This window comes from Streptomyces sp. NPDC025806 (genome assembly GCF_055558275.1).
The window spans coordinates 510250-535393 of the sequence record NZ_JBVHMU010000005.1 but is presented as its reverse complement, the minus strand read 5'-3'; the positions used below and the strand labels follow the sequence as shown (position 1 = coordinate 535393).

Annotated in this window: 21 protein-coding genes; 12 read left to right on the top strand and 9 right to left on the bottom strand. The window is 68.9% G+C overall.

The window, feature by feature from the left end:
* Positions 1–137: 137 nt before the first annotated feature.
* The gene (locus ACZ4E1_RS15315; RefSeq protein WP_467539571.1) at positions 138–1232 is read right to left on the bottom strand and encodes a PP2C family protein-serine/threonine phosphatase; all 1095 of its coding nucleotides are present in this window, start codon (positions 1230–1232) and stop codon (positions 138–140) included.
* A gap of 203 nt (positions 1233–1435) precedes the next feature.
* On the opposite strand from ACZ4E1_RS15315, the gene ACZ4E1_RS15310 reads away from it, so the two are divergent.
* A complete protein-coding gene (locus ACZ4E1_RS15310; RefSeq protein WP_467539570.1) occupies positions 1436–2902 on the top strand; it encodes a sugar porter family MFS transporter in 1467 nt (488 codons plus the stop codon).
* 40 nt (positions 2903–2942) lie between these two features.
* Positions 2943–4397 (top strand): glucose-6-phosphate dehydrogenase, encoded by a 1455-nt coding sequence (gene zwf, locus ACZ4E1_RS15305; RefSeq protein ID WP_467539569.1) that lies wholly within the window; start codon positions 2943–2945, stop codon positions 4395–4397.
* Between the two features lie 30 nt (positions 4398–4427).
* Here the strand turns inward: zwf and ACZ4E1_RS15300 are convergent, their stop codons facing one another.
* Positions 4428–5339 (bottom strand): aldose 1-epimerase family protein, encoded by a 912-nt coding sequence (locus ACZ4E1_RS15300; RefSeq protein ID WP_467539568.1) that lies wholly within the window; start codon positions 5337–5339, stop codon positions 4428–4430.
* Between the two features lie 131 nt (positions 5340–5470).
* Here ACZ4E1_RS15300 and ACZ4E1_RS15295 point away from each other — a divergent pair, with 131 nt between their 5' ends.
* Positions 5471–6574, top strand: a complete 1104-nt coding sequence (locus ACZ4E1_RS15295; protein WP_467539567.1) for an FUSC family protein — start codon at positions 5471–5473, stop codon at positions 6572–6574.
* Between the two features lie 168 nt (positions 6575–6742).
* Here ACZ4E1_RS15295 and ACZ4E1_RS15290 read toward each other — a convergent pair whose 3' ends face one another.
* Together ACZ4E1_RS15290 and ACZ4E1_RS15285 are read right to left on the bottom strand one after the other, a co-directional pair.
* A complete protein-coding gene (locus ACZ4E1_RS15290; RefSeq protein ID WP_467539566.1) occupies positions 6743–7219 on the bottom strand; it encodes a class F sortase in 477 nt (158 codons plus the stop codon).
* A gap of 175 nt (positions 7220–7394) precedes the next feature.
* Positions 7395–8408, bottom strand: a complete 1014-nt coding sequence (locus ACZ4E1_RS15285) for a hypothetical protein (RefSeq protein ID WP_467539565.1) — start codon at positions 8406–8408, stop codon at positions 7395–7397.
* A 577-nt stretch (positions 8409–8985) separates the two neighbouring features.
* Between ACZ4E1_RS15285 and ACZ4E1_RS15280 the strand changes: the two genes are divergently transcribed.
* On the top strand, positions 8986–9348 hold the full coding sequence (locus ACZ4E1_RS15280) for an SSI family serine proteinase inhibitor (protein WP_467539564.1): 363 nt from the start codon (positions 8986–8988) through the stop codon (positions 9346–9348).
* A 496-nt stretch (positions 9349–9844) separates the two neighbouring features.
* Here ACZ4E1_RS15280 and ACZ4E1_RS15275 read toward each other — a convergent pair whose 3' ends face one another.
* Positions 9845–10477 (bottom strand): TetR/AcrR family transcriptional regulator, encoded by a 633-nt coding sequence (locus tag ACZ4E1_RS15275; protein WP_467539563.1) that lies wholly within the window; start codon positions 10475–10477, stop codon positions 9845–9847.
* A 100-nt stretch (positions 10478–10577) separates the two neighbouring features.
* Here ACZ4E1_RS15275 and ACZ4E1_RS15270 point away from each other — a divergent pair, with 100 nt between their 5' ends.
* The 3 genes from ACZ4E1_RS15270 (at position 10578) to ACZ4E1_RS15260 (ending at position 14378) form a co-directional block, all read left to right on the top strand.
* Positions 10578–12308: an acyl-CoA dehydrogenase family protein gene (locus ACZ4E1_RS15270; protein WP_467539562.1), complete on the top strand. Its 1731-nt coding sequence runs from the start codon at positions 10578–10580 to the stop codon at positions 12306–12308.
* A gap of 7 nt (positions 12309–12315) precedes the next feature.
* Entirely contained in the window at positions 12316–13374 is a 1059-nt protein-coding gene (locus ACZ4E1_RS15265; protein WP_467539561.1) for an oxygenase MpaB family protein, read from the top strand.
* Positions 13375–13994: 620 nt separating this feature from the next.
* A complete protein-coding gene (locus ACZ4E1_RS15260) occupies positions 13995–14378 on the top strand; it encodes a hypothetical protein (RefSeq protein WP_467539560.1) in 384 nt (127 codons plus the stop codon).
* A gap of 42 nt (positions 14379–14420) precedes the next feature.
* On the opposite strand, the gene ACZ4E1_RS15255 is transcribed toward ACZ4E1_RS15260, so the two are convergent.
* The 4 genes from ACZ4E1_RS15255 to ACZ4E1_RS15240 form a co-directional block, all read right to left on the bottom strand.
* Positions 14421–15764, bottom strand: a complete 1344-nt coding sequence (locus ACZ4E1_RS15255) for a protein kinase domain-containing protein (protein WP_467539559.1) — start codon at positions 15762–15764, stop codon at positions 14421–14423.
* Positions 15764–16069: an AAA family ATPase gene (locus ACZ4E1_RS15250; RefSeq protein WP_467539605.1), complete on the bottom strand. Its 306-nt coding sequence runs from the start codon at positions 16067–16069 to the stop codon at positions 15764–15766. The genes ACZ4E1_RS15255 and ACZ4E1_RS15250 overlap by 1 nt, the downstream gene beginning before the upstream one ends.
* A gap of 231 nt (positions 16070–16300) precedes the next feature.
* Positions 16301–19576, bottom strand: coding sequence for a WD40 repeat domain-containing serine/threonine protein kinase (locus ACZ4E1_RS15245; RefSeq protein WP_467539558.1), 3276 nt, complete (start codon positions 19574–19576; stop codon positions 16301–16303).
* A gap of 146 nt (positions 19577–19722) precedes the next feature.
* Entirely contained in the window at positions 19723–19968 is a 246-nt protein-coding gene (locus ACZ4E1_RS15240; RefSeq protein ID WP_467539557.1) for a hypothetical protein, read from the bottom strand.
* A gap of 374 nt (positions 19969–20342) precedes the next feature.
* Here ACZ4E1_RS15240 and ACZ4E1_RS15235 point away from each other — a divergent pair, with 374 nt between their 5' ends.
* The 5 genes from ACZ4E1_RS15235 to ACZ4E1_RS15215 all read left to right on the top strand — a co-directional run bounded on the left by ACZ4E1_RS15235 (position 20343) and on the right by ACZ4E1_RS15215 (position 25111).
* Positions 20343–20513 (top strand): hypothetical protein, encoded by a 171-nt coding sequence (locus tag ACZ4E1_RS15235; protein ID WP_467539556.1) that lies wholly within the window; start codon positions 20343–20345, stop codon positions 20511–20513.
* 304 nt (positions 20514–20817) lie between these two features.
* Positions 20818–21285: a GNAT family N-acetyltransferase gene (locus ACZ4E1_RS15230; protein ID WP_467539555.1), complete on the top strand. Its 468-nt coding sequence runs from the start codon at positions 20818–20820 to the stop codon at positions 21283–21285.
* Between the two features lie 1114 nt (positions 21286–22399).
* Positions 22400–22849, top strand: a complete 450-nt coding sequence (locus tag ACZ4E1_RS15225; protein WP_467539554.1) for a universal stress protein — start codon at positions 22400–22402, stop codon at positions 22847–22849.
* Positions 22846–23997, top strand: coding sequence for an adenylate/guanylate cyclase domain-containing protein (locus ACZ4E1_RS15220; RefSeq protein WP_467539553.1), 1152 nt, complete (start codon positions 22846–22848; stop codon positions 23995–23997). Before ACZ4E1_RS15225 ends, ACZ4E1_RS15220 begins: the two co-directional genes overlap by 4 nt.
* Positions 23998–24127: 130 nt before the next feature.
* On the top strand, positions 24128–25111 hold the full coding sequence (locus tag ACZ4E1_RS15215) for a YihY/virulence factor BrkB family protein (protein ID WP_467539552.1): 984 nt from the start codon (positions 24128–24130) through the stop codon (positions 25109–25111).
* Positions 25112–25144: the final 33 nt, after the last annotated feature.

Below are 25144 nucleotides of genomic sequence, written 5' to 3'. Positions count from 1 at the left end.
CGCGATCACGGCGTGCTGCGTCATGCTCTCCCTCACCGGCTAGCTTCCACTCACTCCGGCACGCCTTGGCAGTTCATTGCACCTTGCAGAAGGCCCTGGGGGCTATGGCTGCCGTCGGGCAGGCACGGCAGGAGGAACTACTGCTCCTTCCCGACAGGGACGTAGCGCAGGAGCAGCATGGCCGAGTCGTCGTCGATCTCCGGCGCCCAGTCTGCAAGGTCGTTCCGTAGAACAGCCAGTACCTCGGCAGGCTGCGCGAGGCGCGGGGCAGCGGCGAAACTCTGGGCCAGCGGGAAGAACGCTCCGCTCGCATCGCGCGCTTCGAGCACCCCGTCGGTCACAAGGAGGACCTCATCACCCGGTGCCAGGTGTACCTCGACTGGCGTGGCATCCTCGACCGCAGCGTTCAGCCCCACCCCCAGGGGCATCCCGCTGGGCACTTCCAGCTCTCTCACCGCACCGGCTGCTGTGCGCACCAACGGGTAAGGGTGGCCGAAGTTCAGCACCGCGCCCGTACCCGGAGACGTGGTGCTGAAGATCAGGACGGTGGCGAAGCCCTCGAATCCGGCATCACGTTCCAGACTACGGTCGAGGCGGGCCGCGATCTTCGCCAGGCACGCTTCTTCGTGCGCTGCCTCACGGAAGATGCCGATCGCCATGGCGCTGGTGCGCACTGCTTCCAGACCATGGCCACGTACATCGCCGATCATCCCCCGCACGCCGTGCGGAGTGGCGATGACTTTGTAGAAGTCGCCGCCGATCTGGGCCTCGTCGGTTGCAGCCACGTACGAGGCAGCCACCTGGAAGGGGCCAACCCGACGTGCCGGCTCCGGAAGGAGTGCACGCTGTACAGCGTCGGCTACGCGGGCCACTTGTTGCAGCGTGCCCTCTCGAGAGCGCCCCGTCCTTTGGGCCCACAGAGCCATCGCGGTGGCTCCCAGCACCCCCACCAGGCCGCCATAGGCCGTCAGGTGCCACAGATCATGGTCAAACCAGCTCATGGCGAGAGTCAGAGCGAGCGACATCACGCAGGCGACGACGACCGCGCGCACACTGCCGTTGATGGCTACGAGCAGTGGGAGCATGGCGTATACAGCGACGAAGGAATATCCGGGATCTGTAGCCAGGTCCACCCCGGTCGCCAATACGGCGATCAACAACGCGCCCCACAAGGTCCACCCGCGATTCCTCGGCACCCCGCCATGCTCACGGACGTCGAGCACATCTGCCACCGAGAAGTTCCGGTACGGCGCCCGGCTCCCGGCGCCGTACCGGGCATCTCACGCGCCGCCAGTTACCCGCTTGCCACCCTTCCCTGTAGCCGGTCAGGCAGTGGGGACCCCATGACGGCCTTCACCCGAACGGCCCAGACCAGTGTCCGAGTCCTCGCAGGTCGCAGACGATGTCTCGGGGGGTCACCAGGGAAGGACACGACATGGTCCAGGGCTTTTCCAGGGAACCAGGAACCCACGGGCCGCTCACCGACGTGCCACCTGCCGGCCTGCGCAAGATCAGGCTCTGGGCGGGCGCCATCGCCATGGGCGGGTTCCTGTTCGGGTTCGACACCGGCGTCGTATCCGGTGCTCTGCTCTACGTCCGCAAGGACTTCGATCTGAACTCCTTCGAGCAGGGAAGCGTGGTGAGCGTCCTGCTCATCGGCGCTGTGATCGGCGCCATGAGCTCCGGCAAGCTGGCGGAGCGGATCGGGCGGCGGCCCAGCCTCGGCCTGATCGGCGCAGTGTTCATCGTCGGCACGGTCATCGTGACGGCCTCCAACGGCTACCCCGTACTCCTGGCGGGCCGGGTCGTCCTCGGCCTTGCCGTCGGCGCCGCCTCCGCCCTGGTCCCGGTGTATCTGTCGGAGATCTCGCCGACATCGATCCGCGGCCAGCTGCTCACCCTGAACCAACTGTTGATCACGATAGGCATCCTCGTCGCCTACCTCGTCAACCTCGCCTTCTCCAGCAGCGGCAGTTGGCGCTCGATGTTCGCCATCGGAGCGATCCCGGCCGCGCTGCTCGTCGTCGCCTCCCTCTGGCTGCTGCCCGAGTCGCCTCAGTGGCTGATCTCCCACGGACGCAAGGAGAAGGCTCGCAAGGAGATCGCTTCGGTCACCGACGACGCCACCGCCGACCAGTTGGTCCAGCGCGCCGAGCGGCGCATCGCGGACGAGCGCGCCAAACAGCAGAAGGCGGCCGGCGAGCAGGGCAGAACGAGCCGGCGGCTGATGGCCCCCGATGTACGGCCCGCCCTGATCGTCGGCCTGACCCTGGCCGCGGTACAGCAGTTCGGCGGCATCAACACGATCATCTACTACGCCCCGACGATCATCCAGCAGACCGGTCTCAGCGCCTCCAACTCGATCTTCTACTCGGTCGCCATCGGTGCCATCAACCTCGTCATGACCCTCGTGGCGATCAAACTGGTCGACCGGGTGGGGCGCCGCCCCATGGTCCTCGTGTCGCTCGGCCTGATGGCGGTGTCCGTCTTCCTGCTCGGCCTGGCGTTCGTGGTCGGCATGAACTCCGTACTCACCCTGCTGTTCATGGTGATCTACATCGCCTCGTTCGCCGGCGGTCTCGGGCCGGTCTTCTGGACACTCATCGGCGAGATCTTCCCTCCCTCCGTCCGCGCGGAGGGATCGAGTGCCTCCACGGCCGTCAACTGGATCTCCAACTTCATCGTCAGCCTCCTGTTCCTGCCGCTGGCCGGCGCCCTCGGCCAGGGGGAGACCTTCTGGATCTTCGCCGCGATCTGCGTCTTCGCGTTCGTCTTCGTCAGCCGCTACCTTCCCGAGACCCGCGGCCGCGACGCCGAACAGATCGAGGAAGCCCTCCAGTCCCGCTTCGGTCACCCAGCCGAGACCCACAGCGCCGATCCCGAACGAGCCAAGACCCGGTAACTGCCCCTGTGCACCGCGTACCTGAGAAAGGACGCCTGCTGTGAGCGACACCCCCCTCACCCCGCCCGAACTCGAACAGTCCGACGCGCTCGTCCTGTTCGGCATCTCCGGCGACCTCGCCAAGAAGATGCTGCTGCCCGCCCTCTACCGCCTGACAGAGGCCGGCAAGCTCGGCGTGCCGGTCATCGGCGTCGCCGCGGCCGACTGGGACGACGACGCCCTGCGCAAGCACGCACGCGAGGCCGTCGTCGCCAGCGGCGCCGAGATCGACGAGGAGGTCTTCGCGCGCTTCGCCGCCGGTCTGAGCATCGTCACCGGCGACTTCACCGACGACGACCTGTTCGTCCGGCTCCGCAACGCCGTGAGCCGGTTCGGGTTCGTCACGCACTACCTGGCCATCCCGCCATCGTTGTTCACGACCGTGGCCGCCGCCCTGGCCAAGGCCGGACTCAACCGCAACGCCCGCCTCGTCGTCGAAAAGCCCTTCGGCCACGACCTCGAATCGGCCCGAGCCCTCCAGGACGACCTCAGCACCTACTTCGACGCCAACCACCTGCTGCGCGTCGACCACTTCCTCGGCAACGCGGCCGTGGAGAGCCTGATGGTCTCCCGCTTCGCCAACACGCTCCTGGCACCCCTGTGGCACCGGGACTACGTCGACAACGTGCAGATCACCCTGGCCGAGGACTTCGACGTAGCCGACCGCGGCTCCTTCTACGACGCGGTCGGCTGCCTGCGCGACGTCGTCCAGAACCACCTGCTGCAGGTCCTCGCCTACCTGGCCATGGACCCGCCCAGCGCCAACAGCGCGTTGGCACAAGGCCTGGAGAAATGGCGCGTGCTGCACGCCGTCCGGGCCATGGACCCGGCTGAGACAGTCCGCGGTCAGTACGAGGGCTACCTCGACGTCGATGGCGTCAAACCGGACTCCACCACGGAGACGTACTTCGCCACGCGCCTCTACATCGACAACTGGCGCTGGGCCGGCGTTCCCTTCTACCTTCGCAGTGGCAAGGCACTCGCCGTGTCGGCCACCGAGGTCGTCGTCGAGCTCCGCAAGCCTCCCCTGGAGTTGTTCCGCAGCGACTCCGAAGACACCGGCGCGCAGCAGCAGGAAGCTGCTGCACCGCACAACATCGTGCGCTTCCGCATCGACGGCGACATCGGCATCCGCGCCGACCTCCTCGTACGGGGTGGCGACGAGCCCGACGACCCACCCGTCACGGTTCCCGTCGGTGTCAACTACGCGGACGTGGTCGGACGCGTGCCACTCCCGTACGAGAACATCCTCCACGGAGCTGTCGTCGGAGACCCCGAGTGCTTCGCCTTCTACCCCACGATCCTGGAGTGCTGGCGCATCGTGGCACCCGTCCTGGCTCCGTCCGAGGCACCGATCGTCTATGAACGCGGTAGCTGGGGCCCGGCTCCGGCGGCGCACCTGCCCGGCGCCGAAGGCTGGCACGAGCCGCGCCCCCGCCTGTTCGGCTCCGAGTAGAGGACGTGTCCCGGTGGGGATCGTGGCCGCTCAGCCGGCCATGACCCCCCAAGACCCGGTGTACGACGCGTCAGGCTCCAGGCGGATGAGATCGGTCCCGCTGCCGAACGCGTTCGGTGGGGCCGTCATCGGCTCCACACCGAGCCCGCGCCTGCGATCGGCCTCCGGAACCCGATCGGCTGTGTAGATCTCCAGCCACGGCTGCGCCTCGTCCAGCCAGAACGAGGTCGTGCGCGTGGCCCCCGTGAGGTGGACCCAGGCCCGACCCGAGCCGTCACGCTCCAGGTCCGTGAAGGCGATGTCGATCCGCTGTTCGCCCAGCTTGCGGCCCTCCCGAAAGTTGTACGGCGTCCCCTCCACCGGACGCGGCGGACCCGGAGGGATCATGCGCTCGTCCACCGGCAACACCTCACGGCCCGGCAACTGCACCGTGCAGTCGTCGATCGACTCCCCTACCGTGAGGTACGGGTGTGCACCGTGCGCGTACGGGGCGGCCCGGCGGCCCGTGTTGACCGCCGTGACCCGGACCGTCAGGCCCTCCGACGCTCGGAGCATGTACGTGGCCTCCAGTTCGAGCCGGAACGGATACCCGGCCGAACCCAGCAGGCTGCAGCCCAAGGACACCTGGTCGCCCCGCTGGGAGAGCAGTCTCCAGGGCATCCAGCGCGTCAGGCCGTGCAGGGCGCAGTCGAGCTCCGGCTCGGAGATGTCCAGCTGATACGGGACGCCGTCAAAGACGTAACGGCCGTGGTCGACGCGATTGGGCCAGGGGATCAGTAGCTGGTTGAACGCAGCGGGGGCCGGCTCGTCCGCGTCGTAGGACAGCACCAGCGGCCGGCCCTCATACGTCAGCTCGCGCAGCCCTGCACCGCACTCCGTGATCACGGCACGGTATCCGCCTGCGTCGATCGTGAACTGCTCACCAGTGATGTCGTGGGTCACTGCGCCTTCATAGCCCCGCCGCGTCCGCTGGTCGCGTGCAGCCACGGCAGCGCACTGGACCGGATGAACACATTGCGGCAGATGGGCGCAGCACCGCGTCGTCCTGTTCGCGGCACGGTGAGACTGCCCGCATGCACAACGCGTGGCAGCGGGTCCGGGACAACCTCTGGCCCGTGCTCCAGCAGTCCGTGGCCGCCGCGCTGTCGTGGTGGCTGGCACGGCACATCTTCGACCACCACACTCCGCTGTTCGCCCCCATGGCCACACTCGTCGCCCTCAACACCCCCGTCGGAGGCAGGGGCACCAACGCGGTGCGGGTCGTGTCCGGAGTCATCGCCGGTGTCATCGTCGGCGCACTCGCCTTCCGCTTCCTCGGCAACGGCATCTTCTCCGTCGGCGTGGCCGTACTGTGCGCGCTCCTCGCCGCGCTCATCCTCGACGGCGAACGCATCACCATGGCCCAGGCCGCGATCGGCGCCGTCATCTCCGTCGCCTCCGGACAACAGGCCGGCATCGACCGAGTGGAAGACGCGCTATTCGGCGCCGGTGTCGCCCTCCTGTTCAGCCAGCTCATCTTTCCGGCCCACCCCCTCGCCCTGCTCCGCCGCGCCGAGGCGGACACGCTGCGGGCGTTGAGCCGCGCACTCGAACTCACTGCGGCATCCCTGCGCACGGCACGCGACGATGACGGGGGCCGGTGGGAGGCCCAGCTGTGGGACGCGCTGCGCCCGGTGTACACCGCGCTCCACGATCTGGGCCACACTCGCGACGACGCGCTCGCCGCGGCGCGCCGAACCCCGCACTGGTCCCGGCGGCAGGCCCCCGTTCACCAGGAGACCGTCACGGTCGGTCAGTTGGATCTGCTGGGCAACAGCTGCCTGACCCTGATCCGCGTCACCGTGGCCCTCGAGGCGCAAGGCCGCCATGCCATGGCCCCCACCGTGCGTGGGCTCTCATGGGCGCTGGGCGCTCTGGTCCCCGCGCCGGGCAGCCCCACCGCCCGGCTGCACACGGCCCAGTGGGTGCTCGGCGTCGTCCACAACCGGCAGGACCATCTTTCCGACACAGTATGGGCGAGTGCCCAGCGGGTCGGAGAGGACATTCTGGTCTTCGCCGGCGCGGACGCCGAATCGGCCCGCCGCGCTGTGCACGAGAGAGCCACCGATGTCCCACTCGCCGCCCCGCCCCGGCTCGACTGGCCGACCCCGAAGCGACGGCCGCGGCGCCGTCACTGAGTCGGACGCGTCCCGGTGAGCTCAAGGGCCGTGAGTGCAGGATGCCCACGGGATCGACGATCACCCTTGGTTCATCGTCAGTGCCACCGTCACCAAACCACGGCCCGCCGAGGCGCCGTTCGAGCGTTGTCCCGTGATCGCGGAGGCGACGGGTTGAGGAGGCCTCAATCAGTGGGTCACTCGGTTCGAGGTTCCCGTCAGATGGGCGAAGACGATGATGTTGGAGTCCCAGTGGCGCTGGGTGGTGAGTTCGCCGCCGCAGGTGATGAGCCGTAGTTCTGCCTTGCTTGTTTTGCCGTACACCTTGTCGGTCGGGAACTGTGACTTCTTGAAGGTGTCGACCGCGTCGACGGTGAACACCGCGGTGGTGCCGTCTTCTCGGTGGACCTGGATCTGCTCGTTCTTCTTGAGCTTCTTCAGGTTGTAGAAGACTGCCTTGGGCACCTTGGGGGTGTCCAAGTGGCCGACGATCGCGGCGGCGCCCTTCTCGCCGGGGGTGGGGCCTTGTCGGTACCAGGCTGCCCGCTGGGGTTTGTCGTACGACGGGGTCTGCATCGTGCCGTCGGGGGCCAGACCCACCGTGTCCAGCCCGGCGTCGAGCCCGATGGCCGGCGCCGTGATCCGGTCGGGAACCGACGGGGCCATGGCAGCGGTGTGGGACACGGCGACGTTTCGGGGGGCCGGGGCCGTGGTAGGGCCGTCCGCGCTGCGGCCGGCGGGAGCCGAGCAGCCGGCCGTGATGCATGCGGTGAGGGCCAGGATCCCCGCCGTGGCGACCGCATACCGGGTGCGGCCGCCACGGCGGGTCTGGCACGGAGCCTCAGCCATGGCTGCGACGGCGCATCAGGACCGTGGCGGTGACGCCGGCGGCGCCCAGGGCGCCGAGGCCGCCCGCAGTCAGGGCGAGGTTCCTGCCGGTGTCGTCATGCGCGGCGGGAGCCATGCCTGTCTGGACGGAGCCCTTGGGGATCTTGTGCTGCTTCGGGGGCAGCGGCGCAACCTTGTTCTTGTGGACACCGGCGTCGCCCGCCGCCACGCCGAACTTGAGGGTGTCGACCTTCTCGCCTCCGGCGTACCCGGTCACGGCGTAGTAGCCGGCCTTGGTGTTCTTCGAGACGGTGGCGGTGCCGTGCCAGGCGCCGTTGACACCACGGACCGGGGTCAGGGTGACCTTGCCACCGAAGGCGTCGGACTGCACGTACACCCCGTCCTTGAGCTCGCCGGTGCCCTTGATGTCGAGGCCGACCTTGTCACCGGGCTTGCCGCCGTCCGTGGACATCGTGAAGGTCATCTGGCCGACAGGGGACGGAGTGGGTGTGGGCGTCGGCGTCGGCTTGGTGTCGTTCCAGGTGGTGATCGTGGCCTTGGACTGCGCTCCGGTGTCTCCGAAGTCGGCCGTGGTGGTGACGTCGTACGTGCCGATCTTGACGTTGTCCGCGATCGTGGCCGTACCGGTCCAGGAGGTCCCGGAACCGGTCAGCTGGACGGTGCCGAAGGCTTCGGAGGAAACCTTGACGCCCTGCGCCGGGGCGTTCGTCGTGGCGGTGAGGATCACCTTCTCGCCGGGCTGGAAGCCGGTGTCGTGGGCCGGGGCGGACAGGGCGAGCTGGACCGTCGCAGTCGCGGCTTCCGAGGAGCTGTCCGTGGGCGAGGAGGAGTCCGAGGCTCCGTCCGTGGGCGAGGAGGAATCCGCCGGAGAGGACGGATCCGCAGCGACAGCGAGGGAACGGGTGGCGCCGGCCGGGCTCGCGGCGGCCGCGAACGCCGTCGCCGGGGCCGCCACGCCTATCGCCGCGGCCACCACGACCACAGAAGCGGACACGATCTTGCGCATGAATGAACCTCCCACAGACCATGACGCCGAGAATGCGCCATTTGGTGCGAATCTCAGCCACCATCTTGCGCCCCTGCGGAGATGACTTCCTGTCGGGCCGAAAGGGGACGGAGCCCAAAGGCCCTTGCGTAGCGGATGCCGCTCACCCATCCCGACCTGGGCCTACGGGCGGCTCGATGGGGACCGCCTGGAAGGCGCTTTACCTGGAAAATAGGGACGGAGGTCCCGAACGGAGCCGGCTCGCTGATCGGGCAGTGCGGCGGGGCAGGGGCTGTTTCCGGTCGACTGCCGTGCAGGCCGACCGGCATGCTTGAGAACAGAACGTTCGTCAGGCCAGGTCAGAAGGCCTTTACGCGGTGAACTACCGACCCTTGGCGGTGTGTCAGGCGCGCAGACGTAGCCACATCGTGTGCCTCACCAGAGGCGTTGCCGCTCGTTCACCGCTCAACGGACACGCGTGTCCGGTAGTCGGCCACGCGCCTGGTGAGCACCCTCCGCAATCGGAACACTCCCCTCTGCACCCACAACGCATTCCGCAGACCTCGGAAACCCCGGGGAAGCCCAGAGAGGGACCACCATGCGTCACGCACGAGGAGCCTTTGTCACGGCCGTCGCCGCCTGCCTCCTGACCACGGCACTCACGACCGCGACCGCGCAGAACAGCAGCCGCACCGTGAGCGTGGGCACCCAGGCGCTCTACGCGCCGAGCGATCTCGTCCTCGCCCTCGGCCCGGGCCCCGATGCCGCGAACGCCACGGTGACCCGCTCGGTCACGCTCACCTGTGCACCGAGCCCCGCCGGGTCCCACCCCGCCGCAGCCGAAGCGTGCACCGAACTGGCCGCCGTCAACGGCATGTTCACGGAGCTGTCGAAGCCTGCGCCGCACGCCCTGTGCACCAAGGAATGGGCACCGGTCACGATCTCCGCGACGGGAGTCTGAGAAGGCCGCCGGGTCGACTGGTCGACCACGTACGCCAACGGCTGCGTCATGAACGCGGAGCTCGCGCGGAGCACGGCTCTGGCCTTCTGACGCCTGGGCGCAGCCTCGCCGTCAGACCGACCGCTCCTCGCCGGCCCTCGGCAGCGGTGGCCCGCGCCTCGTACCGCGCATCGCCCAGACCGTCGCGACGGAGCAGCCGTCCACCCAGGAGCATCGCCACGGTCGCGGCCGCCGGCGCAGGCGCGGGGGCACCCGCAGCCCGGGAGCCCCCGTCACGTTCTTCGTGGCCGACGATCCCGGCGCGCACCTTGGACGAGCTGCTTCGGCGCCTCGGCCGCCACGATCCTGCTGCCCGTCGCGATGATGCTGTCGAGGGCTCCCGTCGACAGCATCATGGACAATCCCGAGCACACCGTGCAGCGCGTGTTCGACGTCGTCGGCTCGCCGCTGATCGCCCTGGCCTGGTCGCCGAGCTCCGTATTGGACTCGCTCCCGCTCAGGCGCCCTTGAACGCCCGGTGCACGGCCTTGCCGACGAACGTGCCGAGGTCTTCAGGACTCCAGGTGTTGTTCTCCTCGAGCAGGGAGTGCACCGCGGACGCGCAGGCCCCCATGAACAACTCGATGAGGACCGGCAGCTTCCGCTTCAGGTCGGCCGTGTGCCACCAATCCTCCATCGCCGGCGCGATCCACCGGGTCGCCTCGACCTGGAGTTGCGCACGTGCGGCGCGGAAGCGCTGGGCGACAGACGGGTCGGGGTCGCCCGCGAAGATGAGGCGCCAGGTGTCGGGAGCGTTGGCCGCTGCGGTGAGCAGGGCTTGGAAGCCACTGACGAAGGCCAGTTCGGAGTCTTCGATTCCACCTGTGCTGTGGAGGGCGGAGACGAGCATGTCGAGCAGCGCTGACGTCTCGCGGTCGAGAAGTGCCTCGACCATTTCGACCCGGTCGGCGAAGCAGGCGTAGACCACGGGGCGCGTCACGCCCATCTCGGCGGCCACCGACCCGACGGTCACCGCGCCCACCCCCTCGCGGACGGCGATCGCCAGCGCGGCGTCGAGCGCCTGCGGCCGACGGCGTTCAGGTCCCAGGTGGGGGGCGCGCTGTCGCGCCGCGGTTGTGCGGGAAGTCATGGCTCGATCCTAAGCGCTCGAGAAAGTTCCTTCACTGACGTAGCAAATTCCTACACTGACGAAGTAATCTGCACGGGCCGCCTAGAGACGAGAGAGGCCCATGCAGTTGTTCAATCCGCACCAGCCTGACTTCGGCGAGTTCGACGCCGAGACGCGTCGCATCTTCGAGGCGACGATCGAGTTCTTCGAGGACCGCGGGAAGCGGGTCCTCAAAGAGCAGGACCGCGGTCACGTCTGGTACGCCGACTTCCTGGACTTCGTGAAGCGGGAGCGGGTGTTCGCCACTCTTCTGACCCCGGCCGCACAGGCCGACGGAGACCCGGACAAGCGGTGGGACACCGCACGGGTGACCAAGTACAGCCAGATCCTCGGCTTCTACGGAATGGCGTACTGGTACGTCTGGCAGGTCAGCATCCTCGGCCTCGGCCCGATCTGGCAGAGCGGGAACGAGGCGGCCAAGCGCAAGGCGGCGGGCCTGCTCGACTCCGGCGCGATCTTCGCCTTCGGCCTGTCCGAGCGCACCCACGGCGCCGACGTCTACACCACCGACATGGTGCTGACTCCCGACGGCGACGACGGATACCGGGCCAACGGCGGCAAGTACTACATCGGCAACGGCAACCAGGCCGGCATGGTCTCGGTCTTCGGCCGCGTCGAGGGACTCCCCACCGGCCCCAAGACGCAGGACGGCTACGTCTTCTTCGTCGTCGACAGCCGGCACCCGGCCTACAAGCTGCACAGAAACGTGGTCGACGGCCAGATGTACGTCGCGGCCTTCGACCTGGAGGACTACCCCGTCCGCGGGGACGACATCCTCCACCGCGGCTCGGAGGCCTTCGACGCCGCGATCAACACCGTCAACGTCGGCAAGTTCAACCTCGGTTTCGGCGCCATCGGCGCCGTCCAGCACGGTTGGCACGAAGCGATCACCCACGCCGAGGGCCGGGTGCTCTTCGACACCCGGGTCACCGACTTCGCCCAGGTGCGCGCGCTGTTCCTCGAAACCTGGGTGCGCCTCGCCGCCATGGACTTCTACAGCGAGCGCGCCGTCGACTACATGCGCTCCGGCACCGCCGAGGACCGCCGCTACCTGCTCGTCGACGCCATCGAGAAGATGAACGTCACCCGCCAGGCCGCCAAGTGCTACGAGCTGATGGCCGATGCGATCTCGGCCAAGGGCTTCGAGAACGACATGTACTTCCCGATGGGCGCGACCTCGATGATGGGCCTGCCCCGTCTGGAGGGCACCGTCCACGTCAACATGGCGCTGGCCCTGAAGTTCCTGGTGAGCTACCTCTTCAGCCCGACCGGCCAGGGGCCAGTGAAGCCGCCGCGTCGCAGGGACGCCGCCGACGACGCGTTCTTGTTCCACCAGGGCCCTGCCCAGGGCCTCGACGCGGTGTCCTTCCACGACTGGCGCGCAACGTTCGCCGACTTCACCCGTCTGCCCAACGTGAAGATCTTCCTGGAGCAGGTCGATGCGTTCCAGGCGTTCCTCGCCACCACACCGCTGAGCAAGGAACAGATGCGGGACCTCGACCTTCTGCTGGTCGTCGGCGACATCTTCACCGCGGTCCCGTACGCCGAACTCATCCTGCAGCAGGCCCCGATCACCGGTGCCGGCGACGACGTCCTGGACAGCATCTTCGAGGTCCTTGTCCGTGACGTCTCCGGGCACGCTCTCACCCTGGGCAACAAGCCTTCGGTCACCCCCGACCAGCAGAAGACCGCACTGGCCTGTCTGCGCCGCCCCGCCTACGACGCCGAGCGCTCCGCCCGGGTCTGGGCCGAAGCACGAGCAACCGCCGGCACCTACGCAATGAAGCTGTGAGGCTCACATGAAGAAGTCGACGACCGCGATCAAGCCGCACGAGGACTACGGCTTCTTCGCCCCGGGCTCCGTCACCCGCAAAGTGTGGGGCTATCCCACAGCGCCTCTGATGGGCATCGTCCGCGCAACGACGATCGAGGAGCTGGACCCCAACCTCCTCGCCGCGGTCCACAACACAGGCGCGAACTACGACCGGCTCCCGACGCGCTACGCCCGCACCGTCCAGTACTTCGCCGCGGTCGCGTTCTCCGACAGCCGGACCATCTCGAAGATGGCCGACGTCCTGGTCAAGATCCACTCGAAGGCGATCGGCATCGAACCGGTCAGCGGCAACCGCTACGACGCCAACGACCCGGATTCCCAGCTCTGGATCCTCATCACGGGCTGGCACTCGGTGCTCAAGACCTACGAGACGTTCGGCCCCGGAAAGCTCAGCGACGCCGAGGTGGAGCAGTTCTGGGCCGAGTGCGCGATCGCCGCCGAGTTCCAGACCTGCGACCCGGCCGCCGTCCCCCGCAACCGCGAGGAGGTACGCGCGTACTTCGAGAAGTGGCGACCCAAGCTCGCCGCGAGCGAGGCCACCCAGCGGATGATGCACCACCTCCTCAACGGTGCGAAGGAGGTCATGCCACGTAAGGGCGTCCCGGGACTCATGCGCCCGATCGCCAACGCGATGATCCGACGGGCCACCATCGCCACGCTGCCGCGCCACATGCGCAAGCTGGCCGACATCCGCCAGTCCCGCCTCACCGACGTACTGGTGACCTTCGCCATGCGCCTCAACATGGCCTTCGTCGCCAGGAACGTCCCGCTCATGCGCTGGTACCTCGGCATCGTGGCGCCCAAGACACTGCCCATCGTCGAGCCGCACTGGCGGGGTCTGGAGCCCGTGAACCCGGTGGTCCTGACGCCCGCGGAGGCCCGTGAACGCTACGGCTACACCAGGCCTGCAGAAGCGCATCTCGAGATCCGAGCCCGCCAGGCGGCGCGTGTCTTCGACGAGCATCAGGCACCGAGCGACGACGGCCTCATCGAGTCCCAGGCGATGCTTGGGAGGCTTGCCTGACCGGAGCTCGCGCAGGGGGTGGTCAGGTGACCGGCGGTCCGCCGGGGAAGGGGTTGCTCGACCTCGCCCGGGTGCTCGGCACCCGCGCCTCCACCCTCCCCGCCCGGCCGGCGCGACCGGCCCGCCATGGTCGCACGGTGGTCCCGACGGATCACCGCCTTCTGCTCGACCTTGGGCATCCACTGCATGACCAGGCTCTTTCACCAGGAACACCCTGATGCGGTCCCAGCATGAACCCAACTGCCTTCAAAACCCGGTTCTGGCACGGATCTTCGGGAGGCGGTAGCGGATCGTGACATCGCTGTTCGATTGCGAGGGCCGAGCTCGTAGCCGACCTGAACACCACCCTGGAACACCACCTCTCGGAACAGGACCTGTCGGCACCGCGCTCCCCCCGGACCTCTGCGGGACCGAATCCCTGACCGAGTCCGCTGCCGGCCGCCCGGCTGCATCCGCTCATGCTCCTCGCCTCACGCCCGTCCCGACCCGGCCGACCGTGACAGATCGCGCGGGCGCGCCGGTGGCGGTCGGCCCCGGTCCCGATGGGCGCGAACTCGCCGCGGCGCGGCGAGGACCGGCCGAGATCACGTAGCGTGGGTCGAGACGAAGGGGACAGCGCAGTGGGGTTGAAGACCGTCGGAATGTACCGCGAGATGTACAAGGGTCGGCACGACCAACTGCCGTCCTTCTACGAGTCGGTGGCCACGGAGGAACTGCCCGACCGGGACGCCGTGTTGAGTTACCTACGCCGCGGGCCCGGCATCTTCGACATCATGACCGCCGAGCCGCACTTCTTCGAAGAGGACCGGTACATCCCGGGCGGTCCCTCGCTGCATTCGGACGGCGTGTGGCTCTGGCGGGTGGACTCCATCGAGTATCTGGCGCAGCAGCCGCTGGTGATCCCGGCCGAGTTCGTCGCGCATGTGCGCGCGGCGGGGTATGAGCCTCCGAAGTCACTTGAGTGGACGGATGAGTTGAGCGCAGCGGTGGATGTGTACTTCTGAGGAGCGTGCACGTGGCTGTCGTTGCGTGCGGATATCGCGGGATCACATGGCATGCTCCAGCGCTACTCGGAAGTCCGCCGCGCTCCGGAAGCCGATCTCCGGGTGTTCGCGCAGCGCGTGATCAATGACGTCCGCGAGCGGCACCGGGACACCGGGATCGCGTCGGCGAATGGGAACGGCTGGCTCCTGCAGGACGACCTGCCAGGGGTCCTTCCTCGGAGGGAACTCGCGGGGTGTTTTGCTGGTGAGTGCGTGATAGAGGCAGGCGGCGAGGGCCCAGACGTCCACCGCGGGCGGCGCCTTGCGGAAGTTGACGACCTGTTGGCGTGGCATGAACATCGGCTTGCCCGCCGTGGCACCGGTCCGGGTGAGGCCGCTGAGGCCGGCATGGTCGAAGGCCTTGCCGATGCCGAAGTCCGCGATCTTCGCCGTCATGGCGCCGTCCAGGAGAATGTTGGACGGGGTGAGATCGCGGTGGATGACGCCCTGGTCATGGGCGTGCTCCAGTCCGCGCAGTGCTTGCAGGGTCAGTAGGACGGCCTCGTCGGCGGGGAGGCTGCCGCCGCGTTTGACCAAGAGGTGGTCGAGGCTGCCGCCGGTGCAGTACTCGGTGGTCAGGTAGAAGGTGCCGTTGGCGAAGCCAGCATGGTGCAGCGCCACCACATGCGGATGGCGGAGCGCCCGGGTCAGCCCCACCTCGCGCAGGAAGCGGGCCCGGGCCGTGGCGTTCGCAGCGACCTTGGGCAGCATCACCTTGAGCGCCACCTGCTCGCGGGTGGACTCGTGCCGAGCCAGGAACACCGCGCCCATCCCGCCTCGGCCGAGCTCGCGCAGCACGGTGTAGCCGTGGATGGCCTTGAGGTCGGCGCGCCCGCCCTGGGCCTGGTCGAGCAGCAACCTCAGCACTGCGGCGGGGTCCGACTGGCAGGCGGCGCACAGTACTTCACCGTCTCTGTCGGGGCCGCCCACCTTGCGGCCGCATCGGGCGCAGGTTCCGAGAGAGCGGGTGGACCGTGCCGGCGTGACGCCGACCCGCAGCACAGTCTCCCCGACGCGGATCTCGTCGCCGTCGGACAGATCGTGTTCGGGGTAGGAATCGCCCGCGGCCTCGGCAGGGGCGAGCCCTTGCGGGCGTTGGCCGATCTTCTCGCCGTTCACGTAGGTTCCGTTGAGGCTGCCGAAGTCCCGGATGCGGATGTCGGGCGGGTTGATGTCGACGAGGCAGTGGTGGCGGGAGACGGTGCGATGGTGCTCGTCGTTCGGCAGTCGCGGTGAGCAGTCGGCAGCGCGGCCGATGACACAGGTGGCGCGGCCGTCGTAGACATACTCGGACAGCTCGAGCTGTCCCGTGACGAGCGTGAGTTTGACAGTGGCGGGCGACGTCATCAGGGCTGCTCCGTTGCGAAGGTCTGGGCGTCGCCCGCGGCGTTCGGGCGTGCCTGGTTCACCTCGTCGAATGGTGCCACTCCGTGCGGGTCGTCCCGGCGCGGACCACTCAGCTGCCCCTCGCGGTCACGCTCGGCACAGCCCGGCGGAACACCGTGCAGCCGTGGCATCGTGTCCTGCTCCTTGGGTTCGGACGGGGCGACACGGGCCGGCCGCCGCTCGTCGGTGAGAAAATACTCGGCCGGAGCCTCGGCCCGTTTCGTCTTTCCTGTACCGGTCGGACCCGCGCAAGGCAGTACTCCCATGGGACTCCGTGGATCCTGGTCAGGGTGGTATGCCGCGCCTGGCCTCGCCGGCAGGGGACCCTGCTCGACCTCGACCGCCCGGTCGGAGTGCGCCTCGACCAGTGCCCGGGCCGGCACGAACAGCATGCCGACGGTGTGAGCGACGCTCCCGCTCATGGCGCACCGCCATGTGTGGCGACCAGCGGTTCCCGGTCCCCCGTCCCGCACCAGCCATACACGACAACACCGGGCTCAGAACGTCACGTTGCGGCCGTCAAGCTCCCAGTCCAGCTCCCACAAGCGCACGCTGCCGTCTTCGCTGCCCGACAGCAGGTAGCGGTCGTCCGGCGTCAGCGCCAGTCCGTTGACCTGCCCTGTATGCCCTTCCAGCGTCCGGACGTGGCGCCCTGTGGCGATCTCCCAGATGTGCACGTCACCCTCCTCATCGCCCGCGAACGCGAACAGCCCGTCCGAGCTCAGCCGCGCCGTCCATACGACGTCCTCGTCGTCGCGCTCCTTGCTGAGCCCCCGCACGAACTCTCCGGTCACCGCGTCGGTCACCCACAGCGTCCAGTCCCCGTGGTGCCCAGAGCTCAGCACGATCCGGCCGTCCGTGCTGAGGCACACCGATGTCACCCAGGCGCCGGGCTGCTGAGCGGTCACTTCCGTGCCGGACTCCATGTTCCAGATGTGCAGCGTGCCGTCGAAGCCGGCAGACACCGCTCGCCGCGCATCGGCGCTGAGCCACACGCTGTTGGACTGACCGCCAGGCAGCGTCCGTATCAGATCGACGGCCGTCAGGTCCCACAGCCGCAACTCGCCGTCCAGGCAAGCCGTCAGCACCAACCCGTCCGCACTCACCGACGCCGTTCCGCGATCCCCCGTCGCCCCCGTACCGCGACGGCCCCGCAGTCCGTCGCTCGGATCCGTGTTCAGCACTACGGGCCAATGGCCGTGCGGAGCCGACCGCATGACGATGCGCCGCTTCCCGCTGGCCACCACCCGACGCCCGTCCGACAGGAGCGCGACCGTCCCCGTACCGTCGTCCTTCCAGGCCGCGAGCTGCACCCCGGTCGTCGTGTCCCACAGCCGGACCTGCCCGCCGCCCGACGCGCACACCTTCACACCGTCCGGGGAGAGCGCCACCGACCCCACCGACTGGATGTCCGTCAGTTCCCACGCCGCACGCACCGACCGCACCCCGCAGCGCACCGTCTTGGTGGCGAGGATTCGCCACAGCTCCATCGCCCGCGGATCACTGGCGTGGCCGGGCACGGCCCTGGCGCGCTGCACCAGATCCACCGCCACCGAAGTCCGGCCTGCGGCAAGGGCTTTCTCGGCGCCGGCCAGGAGCGCGGCACTCCAGCGTCCGTGGCGGTCGAGGTCGGCCTGGCGCCGGGGCCTGCCGAGCACCAGGGTGGCGGTGAACGTGCCCGGGGGCTCCCACTGCAGCCACCTCGCGTTGTCCATGTCCATGATCGTCGCCTCGTGGTCGCCGAGTCGCAGCCGCAGTTCCCCGAAGCTGGTGTTGTGGCCTTCGAAGGTCCGCAGACAGCGGCCTCGGTCCAGATCCCACAGGCGTACGCGGCTGTCGTCCTCGACCGCGGAGAGTGCGTAGCGGCCGTCCGGGCTGAGGGCGAGCCTCGTGACCGTCCAGCCCGGGGCAGTCATCGTGGCGATCTCATGGCCTTCGTCAATGTCCCACACCTTGAGCGCGTGTCGCCGTGGGCTGTGGATCGCGGCGACGACGGCACGCCGGCCGTCGCGGCTGAGGGCGACGGTGTCGACCTGATGGCGCTGCTCCGGCATGGTCCACAGAAGGCTGCGGGACGCGAGGTCCCAGGCCTGAACGGTGTCGTCGCCGGTGAGGGTGAGGGCGCCGTCGTTGCTCACGTCGAACGCGGTGATGCCGTCCTGCGAGGTGATCTCGTAAGGCCGCCCGTCAGGGAAGTTCCAGGCGGTGAGGCGTCCGCCGACCAGCGCGACGGCGGTGCGGGCGTCGGGGGTCAGGCGCAGCTCACTGATCGGGGGCAGCCGCTTGTCGCCGAGTTGGCGGTCCTCGGACAGGTCCCACTGTCGTACGAGGCCATCGGCGTCGGCGGTGACCGCGCGGCGGGCCGTCGCGTCGACGGCGACGATGTCCGTGTTGTGGCCGGTGAGGGTGCGATGGGCTTCGCTGGTCGGCAGGTGCCAGAGCCGGACCATGCCGTCGAGCCCGCCGGCCAGTGCCCAACTCCCGTCCGGGTACAGCCGCACGCGCCGTGGCCTGTCCTTCCATGTTTCCTTCCAGGGCAGCGGTTGGGAGCGGTCCGTGGTGCCTTGGCCGGCGCCGAGCGCGGTCCGTAGCGTCACGGCCTCCTCGGTACGAGGGCGGACCCGGTCCATTTCGTCGAGGAGTGGTTCGGCGCTGCGATGATCGCCGCGCTCCATGTGGACCTGGGCGAGGAGATGACGGACCTGCCAGGCGTCGGTGGCGGTATCCGCGCGGAGGCTTTCCAGCGAGGCGACGAACTCGTCGTCGAGGAGCTTGCCCTGCCTCCACTGGTGCAGTCCGTGGTTGTACGTCGCAACGAGATGACGCGGGTCCGCGGCGAGCGCGGCTTCGAAGGCCTCCTCGGCGTCGGCGGTGCGCCCGAGGTCGAGAAGGGACAGGGCACGGTTGTTCAGCTCGTCGGCGCGGAGATCGGCTCCGGCCGGCCGGGCACGCGGGTAGGGGGCACCGGTCATGTCCTCGTACAGGCCGGTCAGTACGTCGGCCACATCCGCCAGCGAGGCCGGCCGGCGGGCGGGGTCCTGGCGCAGGCAGCGGGCGAGGAGCGCGCCGATGCCGTGCGGCATCGGGGGCCCGTCCTGGTTGTCGGCCCGGTACTCGGCCAGGGCCTGTGAGGCGGCGGGACCGGCCAGCCAGGTGACCTCGCCGGTGAACATCTCAAGGACCAGGACGCCGAAGCTGTACACGTCGGTGCGGCGGCTGACGCGTTCGCCGGCGGCTTGTTCGGGCGAGGCGTAGGCGAGGGTGAGGCCTGCGTGGGTGACCAGGAGGGAACCGTCGCCCTGCTCGGGGCCGGGGTACGTGCTTCGGGGTGTGCCCGGCAGGGCTCGGGCGAGACCGAAGTCCGTGACCTTGACCGTGCCGTCGAGGTCGACGAGTACGTTGCCGGGCTTGACGTCCTGATGTACGAGACCGCGGCTGTGCGCGTAATCGAGGCCCCAGGCGACCTGGATCGCGAAGTCGACGATGCGGGCCAGGACTTCGGCGGTGCGGCCCTCGTGCAGCCGCCCGTCACGAATCCAGTCGGCCACGCTGCCACCGCCCACGTACTCGGAGAAGACACGCGGGACGCCGTCGATCGTGCGCACGTAATGGCAGCCACACACATGTGGATGCAGGCCGAGGGACACCCAGGTCTCCGCCTCGGCCACGAACCGGTCGAGGAAGCCCGCGCCGGTGAGCAGCTCCGGGCGGGGCGACTTCATGGCCAGCATGACGCCCCATCCGAGGTGCTTCACCCGGTGGACCAGCCCCATGCCTCCCTGCTCATGGACCATCCATACCTCGTACTGCCCGTCCACGACATACGGTTTCAGCCAACGGCCCTGCACCACGACTCCCCCCGCGCCTTCCCGGCCTCCACTGGCGATCAAGCCTGCCACCCACATCGCGGTCAACGTGCTCACTCGGCGAAACCCGGCAGGCCATCAGGTCCCAGCGCGGCCTCCTCTCCCGCGGCGCCGACGAGTACTGCTCGCGCCGCCGTACGCAGGGCGCCGTCGTCCTGGACCTGCACCTCGGAGTTCACCTGAAGCGACAGGCGGCAGTCTTCGCCGGCCATCCGGTTTACCGGTACCGGAACAAGCCACGAGAGGGCGCCGGCCAGGACGAGTGCAGCAACGAGGACGACGAATCCGAGACTGATCATGACAGGTTTCCGCGATCCGCTTTCTACCCTCACAGCACCCCGTCCACCCAGCAGGCCATCGCTCCAAGTTGCGCGTATCATGAAATTGGGGTAAAAGCACGAGTGGAGCGAACGATGATCGCTCTCGGGGGCATCCTGCTCGTCGTTGGTTACGCGGTCGGCATGGCCGTCCTGTGGACCATCGGGATCATTCTGGCCTGCGTCGGAGTTGTCCTGTGGCCCCTGGGAACGGCCGGTCACGCCGTCGGCACTACCGGCAGGCGCCCTGCCCCGCAGGGGGCCTGCGGGCCTCCTGCAACTGACGGAAACCACCACCCTGGCATCGGCTGATGACCGTCAGGTCCATTCCCGCCACTGCCAGGAGGCGTCGCACCATGGCCCTCTTCCTGATTCTGCTCAGCAGCGCCATCGCGCTGATCATCATCGGCGCTGCCGTGGACGGCATGCTGTATCTGCTCTCGACCGGCGTGCTGGTCCTCGTCGTCGCCGTCCTCTACCTGCTCGTGCTGTCGGTATCGCACTCGCGCCACCGGCCGGCCCATTGACTTCTGACTTCTGACAGCGGTCGAGCCGCGCCGGTCCAGAGCACCTCGCAGCGAACGTAGGCTTCTCTGAACTTCGGGAGCCTGTCGAACGGGGCGAGAGCCCTCGGTACCTGCTTCAGATGCAGGTCACGGCGCGATCAGCGCTCGGCGCCGTGGCGTTGCGCGCTGAACGGCCACGCCCCGGAAGCGGCGGGCCGGCCCGGTGACCCAGGACGGATGACCTACTTCGCCCCTGACACGCTGGAGTGACCCGGTAGTGGACCGCATGCTTGTGGTATCCCCCGTAGCGACCGAGACGCCTGTCATGATCGTCACCATGGGGATGCACATCGAGACGGCTGGGGTGGCCGACTTCCATCAGGTCCTGGCTGATCACCCTCGCTACTGGGGCGAACGCGATCTACGGTCGCTCCACCTTCTTGCCCTGGTGCAGGAGTTCGGTTCCACCTGCTTCGTCGCCCGCGCCGATGACGGCATCCGTGGGTACATCTTCGGCTTCGTCACTCCGGACGGCACCGGCTACGTGCACCTGATCGCCACGCGGGACGACACCCGCGGCACCGGTCTGGGGCGTCGTCTGTACACGGCATTCGCCGAAGCAGCGCAACGCCATGGCGCGCTGCGGTTGAAGGCGATCACGTCGCTCGCGAACACCGGGTCGATCGCCTTCCATCGCAGCCTCGGTTTCGACGCGAAGAACGTCGATGACTACAACGGCCCCGGCCAGGCCATGGCCGTCTTCCACCGAGATCTGCCGCTCGACATCCCGTAGCCATGACCGGCCAGCGGGTGCCCGTCGCCGGTGATGCCGCCCGCGGCCGACCCCGCCCCGGTCGGTCCCGCCACCCCTTTCCCACCCCGCAGAGGGCGTCGTCGACCAGCCGAGCTCCCGTGAGGCCTCCGGCCCGCCGGCCCAGGAAGGGGGGCCGGGGCGAGGCTGACGCGGGCGGCCACGGGAAGGCGATCGCTCGGCGTCGCGGGGAGGGTCCAGGCCGAGGTGGCCTTGGCTGACGACGGTGAGGTCTCCGCCGGGCGAGGACTTGTCGGCGAACCTGCCGCCGAAGACCGCGAGCCAGACGGTGACCGGGATCAGCAGGGCAGCCGGCGCCATACGTGATCCGCGCAGCAGCGAGCAGCGCGGGAAGGGCGAGCGCGGTCCAAGGGAGCAGAGTCTCGGACAGGCTGCCCATGCGGGCCGGGCCGTCGGGGATCCAGCGGTGACCCGCGACGCTCAGCGCCAGGAGGACGGAAATGGCTGTGGTGGTCGTGCCTTTGCGTCGGGACCGCCACCAGTGCGGTGGCCACGAGGCTGGTGGCTGCCGGGCGGGACGAGGGGGCGACCGGCTGGCCTTCGGCGATCTGACGATGTACCGGGGAGGTGAACGTGGCCCGGCGCACCGGCCGCCGAGGCAGGAGCCGCGGCCGGCGACAGGTGTCCAGGCCTGAAGTGGTGGCCGTTCGCCAAGCGGCCGCCCGCGAGAGGGCTCAACGCCTCCCCCCTCACCACACGGCGGCTGCGCACGCCGGACACCATGCTGGAGCTCAAGAACACAGCCACCGTGGTCTCGCGCTGCCCGGGCACCGGCATGTTCGACTCCGTGCGCGCGTACCGCCCCGGTGAGCACGCCACCGAGAGGTGGTTCTCCCCTGTGGTGCGCCCGGCCATTCTCCCAAGGCACCGAAGGGCCAGCCTCTCGCATGGGCGACCAACTGACTCCAGAAATACCGGAGTTCGCAGACACATCCACGGATCACCACGGCTTCGCGCTGCTACGACGCGACGCGCGCCGTACTGCGTCGCGACGGCAAGGTCCCACTCTTGCCGGACCGATCGGCCATCCGTATCTTACTCTCAAGTAAGTTTACTTCAGAGTAAGGAGATTGCCTTGGTCGCCTATCGGACCGTACTGGTCGGCACGGACGGCTCGGACTCCTCGTTCACAGCGGTCGAGCGGGCTGCGCGGCTCGCCGCCGTCAGCGGGTCGGAACTCGTCATCGTCTGCGCGTACCTGCCGATGCGCGGCCCCGCGCTGGCCCGGGCACAGGACCAGCTGGGAGACGAGGCCTACCAGGTGGTGGGTTCGGCACCGGCGGAGGACACCCTGCGCACCGCAAGGGAACGGGCCCTGGCACAGGGTGTGATGAACGTGCGATCGGTGGCGGTGGAGGGCGAACCGGTCGCCACTCTCGTGCGGACCGCACGAGAGTGTTCGGCGGATCTGCTGGTTATCGGCAATCGGGGACTGCGCTCTCTCGTAGGACGCATCATGGGCTCCGTTCCTGCGGACGTCGCCCGGACGGCGGGCCTCGACGTGCTGATCGTGCACACCATATGAGCGCGCCCGAACCGGCGGGCCCGTCCGGCGTCGAGGAACCGCGACGGAGCATCGAGTCGGTGCTGCTCGGCGGCGATCGGGTCTGGACGCGGCGCGAGGTCGCCGAACAGTCCGGCGTGGAGCCCGAGCGCACCGCGCGGATCTGGCGTGCGCTCGGGTTTCCGGTGGTCGACGACGACGCCCGGGTCTTCACCGATGCCGATGTCGACGCTCTGCGCGTGGGGGTACGGCTCATCGAGGCCGGACTCATCACCGAGGAGAGCGAGACGGCGATGGCACGCGCCCTGGGGCACCATCTGTCCCGGCTCGCCGAGTGGCAGGTGGACACCCTGTGGACCTGGACGAACCACGCCGGCGACGCCCCTTGGGACGAGGAGGAGTTGAACGGCCTCGTCGCCGCACTGCTGCCGGAGATGGAACGGCTACAGCGCAATGTCTGGCGCCGCCATCTTGCGGTGTACGCGGGACGGATGCTTGCCGGGACGGAGGAGAGGCAGGGCGCCAAAGCGGATCGGGGCCCGACTGCGGGAAGTCACCAACCGCCACAGGCGGCGGCGAACGGGCCTTTGCCGCAGGCCCGGGGCGGCAGCGGTTCGCCCACCGTGCCCGACCCTCACGTCCGGGCACTGCCCCACGAGGCCGGCGCCGTTCGCGAACTGGCGGTGGGGTTCACCGACATGGTCGGCTACACGCGGATGACCCGCGGCCTGGACAACGTCGAACTCGGGCGCGTGCTCGACACGTTCGAGGCCACGACCGGCGACGTGGTCGCCGAAGGGCGGGGCCAGGTGGTGAAGACCATCGGTGACGAGGTGTTCTACGTGTGCGAGTCGGCGATCGCAGCCGCCGAGATCGCACTGGAACTGTCAGCGCGTGCGGCCGGCATCGCGGAGCTGCCGCAGCTGCGGACCGGGTTGGCGCACGGCCAGGTCCTCAGCCGCTTCGGCGACGTCTACGGGGCGGCGGTGAACATAGCAGCCAGGCTCACCGCAGTGGCCCGCCCCGGCACGGTGCTGGTCGACACGGCGTTCGCCGGGCAGCTCGCGGAGCTTGACGGGTACGAGCTGAAGACGATCCGCCCGGTGACGGTGCGCGGGTACAGCCGGCTGCGACCCGTGGTGCTGCGCCGCGCCAACGCAGGACGGTGAGCCCGGGTGATGGCCGACTGAACCTCAGGCGCCGAGCCCTGATCTCCGCGCGCCGAGGACAGTGCACCTGCTCGTCAAGGCAAGGATGGGACTTGCGCACTCCAGCGCCTGGACGGGAAAGTACCCGATCATGAACTCGCCCCATGAGCAGCCGGACTCCGAGGACACTCCGAACCCGCACGAGGGTACCGGCTGCGCGACCGGCGACGCCTCGTCCTCGGGAAGCAGCCGACGCCAGGTCATGCGGCGAATACTGTCAGAGGTCCGGGACGACAACCTCCCGGACAGGGCCGCAGCCCTGACGTATTACGCGGTCCTGTCGGTGGTACCCGCGCTCCTGGTGATCGTCTCCGCGCTCGGGGCTGTCGGCCCTTCGGCCACCGATCCGCTCATCCACAACGTCCGCGATTTCGCGCCCGGCCCCGCGCGCGACCTGGTGACCCAGATCCTGGCGAATCTCCACCGGCAGCACATCGCCGCAGGGGTATTCGGCGCCCTCGCCCTGTTGTGGTCGGCCTCCGCCTACGCCTCGGCGTTCATCCGCGCCATGAACGCCGTCTACGACGTCCCCGAGGGACGCACCCTGCGAACGCTGCTCCCGCTGCGGCTGGCTCTGACCGTCCTGACCCTGCTCTTGCTGACCGTCCTGACCACTCTGATCGCAGTCAGCCGCGAACTCGCCGACCGGATCGGCGCCGCCCTGGGTATCGGCCAAGCCGCGGTCACAGCCTGGCAGTGGGGCAAGTGGCCGCTGCTGATCACTCTGCTCAGCCTGCTCTTCGCCCTGTTGTACTGGGCGGCACCCAATGCCCGGCAGCCCTTCCGATGGGGCACGGCAGGCGGCCTGGCCGCGGTCGTCCTGCTGGGAGCAACTTCCGCCGGCTTCGCGATGTACACCAACCACTTCGGTTCCTACCACCGCGTCTACGGTGGCCTCGCGGCGATCATCACCTTCCTCATCTGGCTGTGGCTGTCCAATCTCGCGCTGCTCCTTGGAGCAGAGGTCAACTCCGAGCTGGACCGGCAACGCGCCATCGACACGGGGCACCCCGCCCTCCGTGAGCCGTTCATGCCGCTGCGCAATTCCGAGAAGCTCCACAGCGATGCCCTTTGACGCCCTTTGACGTCCCGTACGCACACGTACACG